This window comes from Ensifer sp. Root558, assembly GCF_001427045.1.
Taxonomy (GTDB): Bacteria; Pseudomonadota; Alphaproteobacteria; order Rhizobiales; family Rhizobiaceae; genus Ensifer; species Ensifer adhaerens.
The window spans coordinates 121750-135160 of sequence record NZ_LMGC01000007.1; the positions used below are offsets into that span (position 1 = coordinate 121750).

The 13411-nt window shown below is 59.7% G+C and carries 9 protein-coding genes and 6 pseudogenes; 8 read left to right on the forward strand and 7 right to left on the reverse strand.

The features are described from left to right. The first annotated feature begins 9 nt into the window (after window positions 1–9). The 5 genes and pseudogenes from ASD63_RS10515 to ASD63_RS10545 form a co-directional block, all read left to right on the forward strand. Entirely contained in the window at window positions 10–1683 is a 1674-nt protein-coding gene (locus tag ASD63_RS10515; protein WP_060529237.1) for an alpha-2,3-sialyltransferase, read from the forward strand. A 418-nt stretch (window positions 1684–2101) separates the two neighbouring features. After that, window positions 2102–2524 carry a helix-turn-helix domain-containing protein gene (locus ASD63_RS10525; protein ID WP_060529239.1) on the forward strand — a complete coding sequence of 141 codons (423 nt, stop codon included), beginning with the start codon at window positions 2102–2104 and terminating at the stop codon, window positions 2522–2524. A gap of 278 nt (window positions 2525–2802) precedes the next feature. Next, window positions 2803–3984 (forward strand): annotated as a pseudogene (locus tag ASD63_RS10535) (IS3 family transposase). A gap of 41 nt (window positions 3985–4025) precedes the next feature. Next, window positions 4026–4484 (forward strand): annotated as a pseudogene (locus ASD63_RS34045) (IS3 family transposase); the annotation flags it as partial. Window positions 4485–4799: 315 nt separating this feature from the next. Next, window positions 4800–5417 (forward strand): annotated as a pseudogene (locus tag ASD63_RS10545) (helix-turn-helix domain-containing protein); the annotation flags it as partial. Window positions 5418–5488: 71 nt separating this feature from the next. On the opposite strand, the pseudogene istB (ASD63_RS10550) reads toward ASD63_RS10545, so the two are convergent. Further along, window positions 5489–5995: pseudogene (gene istB / locus ASD63_RS10550) on the reverse strand (IS21-like element helper ATPase IstB); the annotation flags it as partial. A gap of 167 nt (window positions 5996–6162) precedes the next feature. Here istB (ASD63_RS10550) and istA (ASD63_RS10555) point away from each other — a divergent pair. Beyond that, window positions 6163–6978, forward strand: a complete 816-nt coding sequence (gene istA, locus ASD63_RS10555; RefSeq protein WP_244497225.1) for an IS21 family transposase — start codon at window positions 6163–6165, stop codon at window positions 6976–6978. On the opposite strand, the gene ASD63_RS10560 is transcribed toward istA (ASD63_RS10555), so the two are convergent. The 4 genes from ASD63_RS10560 to ASD63_RS34980 form a co-directional block, all read right to left on the reverse strand. Then, the gene (locus tag ASD63_RS10560) at window positions 6940–9024 is read right to left on the reverse strand and encodes a recombinase family protein (protein ID WP_060529240.1); all 2085 of its coding nucleotides are present in this window, start codon (window positions 9022–9024) and stop codon (window positions 6940–6942) included. The genes istA (ASD63_RS10555) and ASD63_RS10560 overlap by 39 nt on opposite strands. After that, window positions 9014–9283, reverse strand: a complete 270-nt coding sequence (locus ASD63_RS36045) for a hypothetical protein (RefSeq protein WP_013850832.1) — start codon at window positions 9281–9283, stop codon at window positions 9014–9016. Before ASD63_RS36045 ends, ASD63_RS10560 begins: the two co-directional genes overlap by 11 nt. Window positions 9284–9305: 22 nt before the next feature. Continuing rightward, window positions 9306–9755 carry a helix-turn-helix domain-containing protein gene (locus ASD63_RS36050; RefSeq protein WP_018210163.1) on the reverse strand — a complete coding sequence of 150 codons (450 nt, stop codon included), beginning with the start codon at window positions 9753–9755 and terminating at the stop codon, window positions 9306–9308. A gap of 180 nt (window positions 9756–9935) precedes the next feature. Beyond that, a complete protein-coding gene (locus ASD63_RS34980) occupies window positions 9936–10199 on the reverse strand; it encodes a DUF5372 family protein (protein ID WP_089046348.1) in 264 nt (87 codons plus the stop codon). A 65-nt stretch (window positions 10200–10264) separates the two neighbouring features. Here ASD63_RS34980 and ASD63_RS10575 point away from each other — a divergent pair, with 65 nt between their 5' ends. After that, on the forward strand, window positions 10265–11014 hold the full coding sequence (locus ASD63_RS10575; protein ID WP_197423487.1) for a transposase: 750 nt from the start codon (window positions 10265–10267) through the stop codon (window positions 11012–11014). Between the two features lie 14 nt (window positions 11015–11028). Beyond that, on the forward strand, window positions 11029–11772 hold the full coding sequence (gene istB / locus ASD63_RS10580; protein WP_014857536.1) for an IS21-like element helper ATPase IstB: 744 nt from the start codon (window positions 11029–11031) through the stop codon (window positions 11770–11772). Window positions 11773–11920: 148 nt separating this feature from the next. Here the strand turns inward: istB (ASD63_RS10580) and ASD63_RS10585 are convergent. Further along, window positions 11921–12214 (reverse strand): annotated as a pseudogene (locus tag ASD63_RS10585) (ATP-binding protein); the annotation flags it as partial. Further along, window positions 12204–13316 (reverse strand): annotated as a pseudogene (gene istA, locus ASD63_RS10590) (IS21 family transposase); the annotation flags it as partial. The pseudogenes istA (ASD63_RS10590) and ASD63_RS10585, both read right to left, overlap by 11 nt. Between the last annotated feature and the right edge of the window lie 95 nt (window positions 13317–13411).

Sequence of the window (13411 nt, forward strand, 5' to 3'; positions counted from 1 at the left end):
AGATCTTAAATGGCATTTCCGAAGAACAGCCAATCGGTGCCAAATGAATTGGAACGGATCAGGCGATATTTCTCTGACCGCCTGCATCAGGATTGCTACATCGTCGGAAACGGCCCCTCTTCTTCGGAGGTGAGGCTCAGCGAAGAAGAAGCCGCCAACTCAGCCATCTTTCGGGCCAATTGGTTTTTCCTCGAAGAAGAAAAACGATACGGCGACCGGGTTGATGGCTTCTTCTGGTCAGTTGACAACGCCGGCCTTCGCGAGAACCTCCAGAACATACAACGCCTGGATCGCTACAAGATCAACGCGTTCTTCCAGCCCTTTCAAGCATCTGATCTCCGCGAAAAGGTTATCACCGCCTCTACCGCAGATCTTATGCCGAACTTCGACCATTGGGCGGTAATCGCGTCAAACCCCACGCTTGCCCGTTTCATGATGGGTCGCCCCCTTCCGACGCAGGGCATGCAGATGATCGCGTTCGCCGCGATTATGGGTTTCAAGAAGATTCATCTGTCTGGCATCGATCTTTACGCAGATATAGCGAAGCGCTACGCGTGGGATGTGCCAGACACCATCCGTGAGCACTTGCAGGAAAAAGATGTAGCAGCTGGATACGAAGCGAAACATAGCCTCGATCTGGATATCAGTTTCCTCCGGGCTATCCGCGACCAGTATGAATTTGATCTGATCGGGCTCTCGAAGATGGAAATCATCGCGCCCCATCTGACCCGGACGGAAACGCGGATTGCCGAACCAGCACCAGCTGAACCAGACCGCAGCGGCAACATCTACGTCACGCTGGCAGACGGGCGGTATGCGATCGGCGCGATGGCACTCGCCCGCTCCCTGGCCGCCACGTCCAATGTCCCTCTCCTGGTTCTCCATACCGATCCGTACACACCGCATTTGCTTAAGCATCTACCGAACGTTTCCACGCTGGCTGTGGAGCCGATCGACAATCCACATACCCACGGGCAAACCAGGTTCGCCGGGACCTTCACGAAACTGCGCGTCTTCGAGTTGAAGGGTTACGACCGCGTGACCTTTGTCGATGCGGATTGTGTCGTGCTCAAAAACATCGACGACCTCTTCGATCTTGAAGGGTTCTGGGCCGCGCCCGACTGGGGCACGGATCTGACTCGGGCATTCAACAGCGGTGTTTTCAGCTTCTCGCCGTCGGATGATATTAGTGAACGAGTGTTTTCGGCGCTCCCGCACAGCCACAGCAATGACGGCGGAGACCAGGGGTTTCTGAACGTCGTCCTATCACCAGAGGTCCAGTGGCTGCCGGTTGAATACAACACGCTAAAGCGCCTGCCGGTCTATCACCCGAACATGGTAAACATCAACGATGTGAAGGTCTTGCACTTCGTGGGTGACAACCCATGGGATACCTATCAATTCAAGTCGGAATTCGTTCATCTTGAGAATATCTGGGCGTCCTTCATGGAGAAGGAAGACTGGCGGCATGCATTCTGGATGAACAAGGCCTTCATATCCAAGCGTTGGGGCAAAGCGAAGAAGCCACCCCAACCACCAGCAAACTCGAAGAACGATTTTCAGAAGCGGCTCGACAACTACGATTTCGTCCGCCGCAACGTCGTTAAATGGGGGGACAAGCTCCTTCCCCCGTTGATCTCTAAGCCCATTGACAAGGCACTTAAGCGCGTCGGGATACTCTGATCCGGAGATCACGCATGCGAATTGGCTTCAGTAACGACAATGGGGCGTCAGCAAGCGCGCTGGAGTAGTGACCACTGCATTGGCTTCGAAGCGTCAAGGCCGGCAAAAGCGTCTACTTTGCGACGCTTTGCCGGTCTGATCGCCCCGCTCGCGCGCGGCGATCAGATCGGCAAGCCATCGGCATATTTGGAAATCGCGATCTGGGCCAGAAGCGCTTCCGTCGGAATGCCGGCTTCGATGATGTGTGTGCGGGAGCCGCGGCCTGGATTGCGGGTTTCGGTAATTCGCGGACAGGGTTTCCATTAAATCCCGGACAGCGATTTCACTAAATCCGGGACAGCATTGGAGTGGAGTGCACCCCCAGACTGAGACAAGGAAAATCGCGGACAGTTTCCCCGCAAGGAGAGGAAACTGGGGCATGGCCGGACAGCAAAGATTTATTGATGAGGACCAAAAACTGGAGCTTCTCCAGCGCATGGAGGCGGGTGAAACCGTCAGCAAGTTGGCAGATGAGGTTGGCATCAGTCGCCAACGTCTTTACGAGTGGCGTGATCAGCTAAGGCTTCATGGTAATCTGAAGTCACGTCGGCGCGGACGGCCGGCCAGATCGACAGCAGGAGTTGGCGAGGACTTGCCGCTGCAGAGCGCCGTCGATCAGCCAACTCCTCAGGAAAAGGTACTGACCAAGGCCAGGCGCCGGATCAGGGAATTGGAGCAGAAAGTCGGGCAACAGCAACTCGATCTGGATTTTTTTCGCGAAGCCTTGCGGCACTTCGAGGAAGATCAGCGTCGGAGCAGCGCTCCTGGCGAAACGGGATCTTCGAAGTCATCGAAAAGATGACGACCGGCCTGTCGCAAGGCGAATTCAACATCGACCGAATGTGTTGGCTCGCGGGCGTCAGCCGCGCGAGTTATTACCGTCACTGGATGGATTCGGCCCCTCGTCGAGCCGAAACAGGTTTGCGGGACCTCATTCAAAAGATGGCTCTCGGCAACGCGCACTACGGTTACCGCCGGATCGGAGCCCTGTTGCGTCGGGAGGGGTGTGAACTGCCCCCACTTTCGACCGGACACTCAGCATAAGCAGGAAGGCTCAAGCACAGGCTTGAGGATAGGCTTATGTCTAACGAGTTTCGACAGGTTGACCTGATGATCGGTGACGTCCGGCGGCGGCGCTGGACAACGGAACGCAAACTGCAGATCATCGAGGAGAGCTATGCCCCAGGGGAGACGGTTTCCTCTGCGGCTCGGCGGCATGGAGTTGCGCCAAACCTTCTCTATCGCTGGCGTCGGCTCTTGAGCGAGGGAGGTGCGGTGGCGGTGGACTCCGACGAGCCGGTAATCGGCAATTCTGAGGTGAAGAAGCTGGAAGATCGAGTGCGCGAGCTTGAGCGCATTCTCGGACGCAAGACGCTGGAGAACGAGATTCTTCGCGAAGCCCTTTCCAAAGCCCAGTCAAAAAAACCGATATCGCGGCCGATATTGTTGCCGAAGGGCGGTTCCCGATGAAGGCGGTGGCGGAGGCCTTACACGTGTCGCGTTCTAATCTCTCCGAACGTCTGAAGGGCAAGTCCAAGCCTCGCGGACCCTACCTCAAAGCGGACGATGCCGAGCTGCTGCCTGCCATTCGCAAGCTGGTGGATGCCAGGCCAACTTATGGCTATCGGCGGATCGCTGCCCTTCTCAACAGGCAGCGGCGGGCCGCCGATCAGCCGGTCGTCAACCGCAAGCGGGTCCACCGCATCATGGCCAACCACACCATGATCCTTGAGAAGCACACCGCCGTGCGCAAGGGCCGCGTCCACGACGGCAAGGTCATGGTGATGCGGTCGAACCTTCGTTGGTGCTCCGATGGCCTGGAGTTCACCTGCTGGAATGGCGAGGTGGTCCGCCTTGCTTTCATCATCGACGCGTTTGATCGAGAGATCATCTCGTGGGCGGCCGTCGCCAATGCCGGGATCTCCGGTTCTGACGTCCGCGATATGATGTTGGAAGCAGTCGAGAAACGCTTCGGTGGCACGCGTGCCCCACATGCCATCGAACATCTGTCCGATAACGGCAGCGCCTACACAGCAAAGGAAACCAGGCTGTTTGCTCAGGCCCTCAATCTGGTCCCTTGCTTCACGCCGGTCGCCAGCCCTCAATCAAACGGTATGTCGGAGGCTTTCGTCAAAACCCTGAAACGCCGACACAGCGCTCCGGAACATCGATGGATGGATCGAGGATTACAACGAAATCCATCCGCATTCAGCGCTGAAAATGGCATCCCCAAGGGAATTCATCAAAGCATTGTCTCAATAGCTGACTTGTCCGGCGAAATGGGGGGCACTCCAGGGTGGCAAGTCAACCACAAGTACATTCTACGCATCATGCGTGAAGACAATCTGTTGTGCCTGCGCGCAAGACCCTTTGTTCCTGCAACGACCAACTCGAGGCATGGTTGGCAAGTCGTGCCGAACCTCGCCAGGGGCATGATCCTCAATGGGGTCAACCAGCTATGGGTTGCCGATATCACCTTCCTTCATCTCGCTGAGGAGTTTGCATTCCTTGCCGTTGTGCTTGACGCATTTAGCCGCCGGGTAGTCGGATGGGCATTGGATACGCATCTCAAAGCAAGCCTTGCGATCGAAGCTCTAGAGATGGCCATCACCGATCGCCAGCCCGTGCCCGGGAGCCTCTTGCATCATTCCGATCGCGGCGTTCAATACGCGTGCGGAGCCTACTCCGAACTTCTGCATCGTCACGGCATCCAGGCGAGCATGAGCCGTGTCGGAAATCCTTATGACAACGCGAAACCCTGAAGCAGGAAGAGGTGCAAGGTCTCGCCTATAGGGATGCAGACGATGCCCGTCGGCGCATCGGCGCGTTCATCGATACCGTTTACAACGCGCAGCGCCTCCACTCGGCGCTCGACTATCTAACGCCGGAGGAATACGAACAGAAGCATTCAGGTGGACGACGGATGGAAAAGGCGGCATAGCTGAAACACGGGGCGGCGTCCGCGATTTTCCTTGTCTCAGTCTGGGGGTGCACTCCAGTCTTTCGGCGATTAAAACATCGACTTTCGCACGCGCCGTTTTGCCATTCTGGACCCCGATTTGAGAGGGGTGCGGGGAATGGCGAGACGGAAGCAGGCGAGACTTACTGACGTGAAGGACATTCGATCGATATTGCGACTGACGCACGAACAGGGGCTTTCGGTTCGTGCGATATCGGAACGGCTGAAGATCAGCAAAACGACCATTTCGACCTACCTGCTGCGGGCGCGTGAGGCCGGGCTGACGGGCTGGCCGTTGCCGCCTGGCCTTGACGAGGACGCTGTGTTGCAGCGTCGCCTGTTCCATCGTCGCGGCCGCCCGCCCCAGGATATGCACGCGCCCGACTGGAGCCAGATCGCCAGTGAACTGAAGCGAAAGGGCGTGACGCTGACGCTGTTGTGGCAGGAATATCGCGAGCGGCACCCGAACGGTTATGGATACACTTGGTTCTGTGAGCGCTTCGCCGCTTTCGAACAGCGCGCCAGCGCCACTTTCCGCAATCGCCACACCGCCGGCGCGGCGATGCAGACCGACTATGCTGGTCACACCGTCCCCGTCATTGATCCGGCGACGGGCGAGATCCGGCCGGCGCAGATCTTCGTCGCGGTTCTGCCGGCCTCTTTGTACACCTTCGCCTATGCGAGCTTCACTCAACGGCTGCCAGACTGGATCGAGGGTCAGCAACGGGCTTTGAGTGTTGGTTTCCGCGCGGAACTGAGCCGGTTTTTCCACCGAGAAGTGAGCCACCTCTGAGTATGGTTTTCTGATCAGGGTTTGGTCAGGGGATTGGCTTTTTCTCCTCTCTTCTGGGCCGCAGCGGCCGAGCTGGCTTTGAAGCGGAAGCTGTCGTTGCCGGTGCCCAGGATGTGACAACGATGGGTCAGACGATCGAGGAGAGCGGTCGTCATCTTGGCGTCGCCGAAGACCGTGGCCCATTCGCTGAAGCTGAGGTTGGTGGTGATCACCACGCTGGTCCGCTCGTAGAGCTTGCTCAGCAGGTGGAAGAGTAATGCGCCGCCGGAGGCGCTGAACGGCAGGTATCCCAACTCGTCCAGGATCAGCACGTCGAGCCTGACCAACGTCTCTGCGATCTGGCCCGCCTTGCCCTTGGCCTTTTCCTGCTCGAGCGCGTTGACCAATTCGATGGTCGAGAAGAAGCGGACCTTTCGGCGATGATGCTCGATCGCCTGAATGCCGAGTGCTGTCGCGACATGTGTTTTGCCTGTGCCCGGCCCGCCGACGAGCACGATATTCTGCGCTCCGTCCATGAACTTGCGGATTCCGATCTGAAGCCGGCCACCATTCCGATCAAAATCCGGCCATCGTTCCGATTTGAAGCCGGCCACGATTCCAATCAAAGACCGGCCGGTTTCCGGCTCTGAAGATACCCCTTGGGTCAGCAACTTTGGCATCAAGCCTCCCGGTACACGAGGAGAGTTTGATGCCAGCGAAGAGAAGGCTGACCATGCGACAATTACGACAGATGCTCCGGCTTGCCGGAAGCGGGACAAGCAGCCGAGAGATTGCGGTGATCCTCGGCGTTGCCCGCAGCACCGTCCAGGATAACCTGAAGCGGGCTGCGATGGCAGGGTTGAGCTGGCCATTGCCGGGAGAGCTGACAGACGATGCTCTTGAGTCTCGGCTTTTCGCCCGCGCCGGCGTCAAGCAGGGCCAACGGCGACGTCACGAGCCGAACTGGGCACAGCTCTCTATCGAATTGAAGAAGCCCGGCGTGACACTGCTGATCCTGTGGGAGGAATATCGCAGCGTCCATCCCGATGGTTATGGCTATAGCCGTTTCTGCGAGCTGTTCCGCGGGTTCGAGCAGCGCCTTTCGCCGACGATGCGCCAGGAGCATGCGGCCGGCGACAAGGTCTTCGTCGACTATTCCGGTAAGAGGGTGCCGATCGTCGATCGCAAGACTGGCGAAGTCCGCGAGGCGGAGCTGTTCCTTGGCGTGCTCGGCGCATCGAGCTACACCTTCGCCGAGGTGACCTGGACCCAGACCTTACCGGACTGGGTCGGCTCACATGTGCGCATGTTCGCCTTCTTCGGCGGTGTGCCCCGCCTGGTCGTGCCCGACAATCTGAAGTCCGGCGTCAGCCGCGCCAGCTTCTACGATCCCGAGATCAACCGCAGTTACGGCATGATGGCGTCCCACTATGGTGTCGGCGTTCTGCCGGCCCGACCGCGACGCCCGAAGGACAAGGAGCAGACATCACGATGCACCTTGTTGGATTTGTTGAGCGTCCATTAACCGGGGTTGGCGGCTACCATAGCGGCCGCCGACGCCTTTTGCGAGTCTGACGTTGCCCGGTGGCTCATACAGGTAGCGGTGGTTGGTAGCGTAGCGATGGCGCTTGAGAACACCATCACGTCCGAGTTGATGTATGGTTGTGGCGCTTACGCCAAATCGACGAGCCACTTCCTCGCCAGTTAGCATGCCGCTCTCGCGCAACCGTTCGAACCGGGTCTTCAGCCCATAGGCACGACGAACGAGCATAACTTTCTTCAAGGTAAAAGCCTCACCGCGCCAGTTACGATGCCCGAGTGCGTTGAGACGACTGGCAATCTGCTGGTCGTTGTCGGTCTCCAGCAGTTCGTTGATCAGTGCCACAACCGCTTCCGGGGTCTTGCGGATCACGGCCATGGGCCGGGGACGAGCTACTGCCAGGCTTTGCGTGCGACCTCCGCGCCAGCGTATGTGCATGTTGATCTTCTCGTCGACGAGCAGTGTCACGTCTTCGATGAGGAGACCAAGCATGCGTTTACGCTCGACCGGGCTCGTGCGCTCGTTGTTCCAGATGCGCGGAAAATCTGCGGCCAGCGCTCGGATCCGTTCCTGCATAGCGCCGTCCAGCAATGACTGGTCTGTCTCGTTCTGACGCTCATGTTCGCGCTGAAGCGTATCGAGGTCGCGAAGCTTGCCATTCCAGTCCGCTTCGAGTGCGTCGGCAACCAAGCGGTTGTCGGGATCGACCTTCAGATAGCGTCGGCGTGCGAGTTCAGCCTCATACCGGGCGCGCTGTAACTGCTTGTCGCGCAGCGAGGCGGCTTGTTCGACACGTTGCGAGATCTCCTCCTGCACCGCAAGTGCGACCTCTATCGCCGTGGGTGCCATTGCTTCGAGCAGCAACGCGCTGATCGCTTCATCGATCGCTGGTCCTCTTGCCCATTGGCAAGCCTTGCCCGCGTGGCGCACGACGGCCTCGTTGCAGATGTAATAGGGACGAAGCTTGCCCTCGAACTGTTCATAATGGACCCGCATGCGGGCGCCGCAACGACCGCACAAAACTCTTCCTTGCAATAAGCCGTTGCCCTGGCGAGGCATACGACCCCGCAGGCCCGGAGAAAAACCGACTGCATTTTGTTCGAGACTTGTTTGATTGCGCTCGAACTCGTCCCACGAGATGTAGCCTTCATGGGCCTGAGGGATGAGCACCTGCCAGTCGGACCTCGGCATCTTCTGCTGTACGGACTTAAGCTTGGCATTATAGACCGTGCGGGTGCGTCCGTATGCGAAAGCACCAGCGTATCGTGGATTGTGCAAAATCTGGATCACGCGAGAATGGTCGATCGCGCTCCACAGCACGTCGCCCTTGCCGATGCCGCGACGGACACGCCGGGGAAACAGGATCTTCTCGCTGCGCAGGCGGCGCACGACCGCACAGGCTGTGCCCACCTCCCGGAAGGTATCGAACAGCATGCGCACCGTGTCCTGGATCTGGCGATCCGGATCGAGCACCACGCGCATATCAGGCGTGTAGACCAGTCCGATCGGCAACGGCAACTCGAGCTCGCCACGACGCGCCTTGTTGAGAATGCCGCCTTGCAGTCGAGACTTCAGGATGTGCAGTTCGGCCTCGCTCATCGTGCCCTTCAGGCCGAGCAGCATACGATCGTTGAACGACGCCGCGTCGTAAACGCCATCTTCGTCCATGATGAGCGTGCGCGACATGGCGGCCAGTTCCAGAAGGCGATGCCAGTCCGCATTGTTGCGAGCCAGGCGAGACACTTCCAGCCCCAGCACGATCCCTGCGTGCCCCATCGCGACCTCGCTCACCAAGCGCTGAAATCCGTCGCGGTCCTGCGACTGTGCACCGGAAAGGCCGAGGTCGTTGTCGATGACGTGGACACGCTCAATCGGCCAACCCAGCGCCACCGCGCGGTCCCGCAGTGCATATTGCCGCTTCGTGCTCTCGGTGTTCTCAAACACCTGACGAAGGGAGGACTGGCGGACGTAGAGAAACGCATCGCGCCGCAGGTGATCGGCGCTAATCTTCATGGCATTATCAGTAGACATGGCTTCCTCCTGTCTCTGCTGCCAGCACCATATTGGCGAGCATGTGCACGAGCTGGCGATCGTGCGCGACCAGTGAAGTTGTCTTGAGCCGAGGCGTCGACTGCTGTCGCGCTATCGCGGATTGATGTGGTGCGATCAGTACTGCCAGGCCGCGCCACAGTCCGTGGAAGACGATGGCGCCCATGCGCCTCGCGCAAGCCGTACCGCAAATAACATCGGCGCGGAGCGCTTCGTAAACATCCTTGCCGTTCTCCGACATGGCGATTGCGTGCGTCGGCTCTTCATCGTTTTTTTTTACGCGCCACCGCGCGTTCGATGCTGCGAGGATGGACGCTGATGCCCAGTCTCGCATGCACTAGGTCCGCCAGAGAACGGGCCTGCAGTTGGCCGTTCGCATCGAGATGCTCCTCGACGAGACGCATCACCTCGCCAGTAAGCTTGTGGGCTGACTTCGGCCCGCGGGTGCGCGGCAAGAGGCCGGACATGCCATCGCGCTCGAACGCGGCCTCCGCTTGATAGTAGGTCTGCCGAGACAGCCCGAAAAGCGCGGCCGCATCCGCTTTGTTGGTGCCGTCTTCGCGGGCGTGCCGAAGCATCTCATACTTCACTTGCACGAGATCGAGCGGATCAAAGAAACCTGCTTCCCGAAACCAGGGGGCGCGGACGCCCTCGGGCTTGGGGTTCAGAGCGCCCATCTGGCGCAGGCGATCGGGCTTGCTTTCTTTGGTCATGGGAGCTTCCCTGTGTAATGCAAATTATGCCGCACTTTGCTCACACGTCAATCAAATTATATCTCAAATACCGCCGAAACCCATGTAACATCGAGCCTTACCTATTGCTTGGACGATCAATGACATCGCGTCTCGGCATAATTAGGCTTACATATGCGGCGTAATTTACTTGACGCTTCGTCATTCTTCCTGGCGGCGCTTAATGTGATCAATCAACGACGCCAGCGCCGACAGATCGTCTGGGCGGGAGAAGGACCGACCTGCAGCAACCTGACTGAACAAGTCGGCCTCATTGACATCGGTCCACGAGGCCGGAAGCGAACGCAACCGTCCTTGGGCGTCGTAGAACATGACGCGGTCTTCGCCCCAGTTCTGTTTGCGTGTCGACAGCACGAAGCGCTGTCCGCGCCACGGATGGAACGGGTGCGTAACCTCGAACTCTATGCGGGCTTGAGTGTCAGTACGAACTGCAGTCCTGGACTTGAAAGAAAGCGAAGGTCGAGAACGGCATGCGCTTCGCCCAGAGTTGCCTTCTCGGCCGCTTGCGCAAACAGACGTTCTTCTCGCTCGCCGAGGCCAATGCCGCAATCGCCGACGTGCTGGAGCGCATCAACAATCATGTCATGCGCCGGTTGGGTGTCAGCCGCCGCCATCTCTTCGAGACGGTCGAACGCGCGGCGCTCGCAAGCTTGCCCGCCGAGGAGTACGAGTTCGCCGAATGGCGCTTTGCGCGGGTCTCGACGGATTACCATGCCGAGTTCAGGAGCTTCTTCTATTCCGTCCCGCACGCGCTCATTCGTCAGCAGGTCGATATCCGGGCGACCGCGCGAATGATCGAGATCTTCCATCGCGGCAAACGCGTCGCGGTCCATCAGCGCCGCTATGGCGGGCCGCGCTATGGAACAGACCCCGCGCACATGCCGAGCTCCCACCGCCGATACGCCGAATGGACGCCGGAGCGCTTCCGGCGCTGGGGCGCGTCCATCGGTCCGCAGACCGAAGGGCTGATCGTCGCCATTCTCGCCAGCCGGCCACATCCCGAGCAAGGCTTCAGAACATGCCTCGGCATCCTGCGCCTCTATCGCGACCTCGGCCGCGAGCGCGCCGAGGTCGTTTCGGCACGGGCCGTCGAGATCGGCGGCCTGACCTGCAAGACGATTGCCTCGCTCATCGCAACCCACAAGGCCCCCAGACATTCCACCGAACCCGCCGCCGTCATGGAACACGCCAATCTGCGTGGCCCCGGCTACTTCCATTGAGGAGACACCTGATAATGCTGACCAATCCCACCATCGACATGCTGCGCGAACTCGGCCTGACAGGCATGGCCAGCGCCTATCAGGAGCTCGAGGCGCAGCCGGAAGCCAGACACCTCGAGCATGGCGAATGGCTCGCTCTGCTGCTCGAACGCGAGGCGACCACGCGCCGCCAGAAGCGCTTCGAGGCAAGGGCTCGCGCCGCGAGGCTGCGCCATGATGCCCAGATCGAGAACATCGACTTCCGCGCCGCCCGCGGCCTCGATCGCAATCTCGTCCTGAAGCTCGCCAACTGCGACTGGATCAGGCAACACCATAGCCTCTTGCTGATCGGACCCGCCGGCGTCGGCAAGAGCTGGCTGGCCTGCGCGCTCGGACACAAGGCATGCCGCGAGGACTTCTCCGTCGCCTATCATCGCCTGCCCAGGCTGTTCGCCACCCTTGCGCTGGCGCGCGGCGACGGCCGATATCCCAAGGTCCTCAAGGCGCTCGCCAGAACCGACCTGCTCATCCTCGACGACTGGGGTCCGGAGAAGCTCAACGACGAGCAGCGGCGCGATCTCCTGGAGATCGTCGAGGACCGCTACGAGAAGCGATCCACCATCGTCACCAGCCAGGTGCCCGTCGATCACTGGTATGACATGATCGGCAATCCTACGATCGCCGATGCAATCCTCGACCGCCTTGTCCACAACGCCTACCGCATCGAACTGCACGGCGAGAGCTTGCGAAAGCAGCGTCAAACACCATCCGCCGCTTGACCGCGCGACAATCACGCGCCATGCAAAACAACGACCCAGGGGAGCATCAACTGGCCGGCTTCAGATCGGAATGGTGGCCGGAATGAAATCGGAATAGGTGGCCGGCTTCGTTTCGGAATCAGCGGCCGACTTCACCGGAATACGCAATGAACTCGCATCGGTGCAACTGGCGCACGGTCGCTTCGTTGATCTCGCTGGCGGCGAAGTCGAAGCCGGAGAGGTCCTTGTAGGCCGGGAAGCGGGCAGCCTTCATGTGATAGGCGATGGATCGAACCTCGCGCTCGGCCATTTCGGCTTTCAGCAACTGGGACAGGACCGGCACGGCCGCGTCGAAGGCCGGAGCCCCTTGCTCGATCAGGTCCGTGACGGCCTGGGCCATGCCATACATCTTCAGGCTGCGCAGCATGATGACGACGGCCGCGCTGGCAGGATCATGACGCATGGCGACCTCCTACGATCCGGACGCGCAAGCCGTCGTAGCGTTCGACATTGGCCTTGGGTTCACGCAGCAAGGTCAGCGCCTGTGGCGTATCGATGTCCGGGCCGTCGGTCGTCTTGCCGTCGATCAGCCGGTGCAGAAGATTCAGCACGTGCGTCTTGGTCGCCACGCCCGCATCCAGAGCCAGTTCCACAGCCCTGACGACGACCTGTTCGTCGTGATGAAGCACAAGCGCGAGGATATCGACCATCTCACGGTCACCGCCAGGGCGGCGAAGCATCTGGTCCTGGAATTGCCGAAAGGCCAACGGCAATTCCAGGAAGGGCGCACCATTGCGCAAGGCACCGGGCTTGCGCTGGATGACCGCAAGGTAATGCCGCCAGTCGTAAATCGTTCGCGGCGGTATGTCGTGGCTGCGCTCAATGACCCGCGCATGTTCGCATAGGATATTGCCCTCGGCCGCAACGACCAGCCGCTCAGGGTAAATCCGCAGGCTGACGGGCCGGTTCGCAAAGGATGCAGGCACACTGTAGCGGTTCCGTTCGAAGGTAATGAGGCATGTCGGTGAGACGCGTTTGCTTTGCTCGACGAAGCCGTCAAAAGCGCTAGGCAACGCCATCAACGCGGCCTGCTCTGCGACCCAAATGTCGGCGATCGTGCCAGGCAAGGTGCCGTGCGATGTCTCCCGCCACAGGTTCTGGCAATGCTGTTCCAGCCAGGCATTCAATGCCGCCAAATCTGGGAAGTCCGGCATCTGTTGCCACAGCCGTGGACGGGCATCCTGGACGTTCTTCTCGACCTGACCCTTCTCCCAGCCTGCCGCCGGATTGCAGAACTCGGGTTCGAAGACGTAGTGGTTCGTCATCGCCAGGAAGCGGATGTTGACCTGCCGCTCCTTGCCCCGTCCCACGCGATCGACCGCCGTCTTCATGTTGTCATAGATGCCGCGACCAGGCACGCCGCCGAACACCCGGAAGCCGTGCCAGTGGGCATCGAACAGCATCTCATGCGTCTGCAGTAAGTAGGCTCTGAGCAGAAAAGCACGGCTGTGCGACAGCTTGATGTGCGCGACCTGAAGCTTCACGCGCTCTCCGCCTATGAGTGAGCGTCCGGTGAGCGGATTTTGGTCCGGCGGGGAATTGGCGCAAGTTACGTCACAGATGATTCATTTGTGACGTAACAGGGTATGAATGGCCAAGG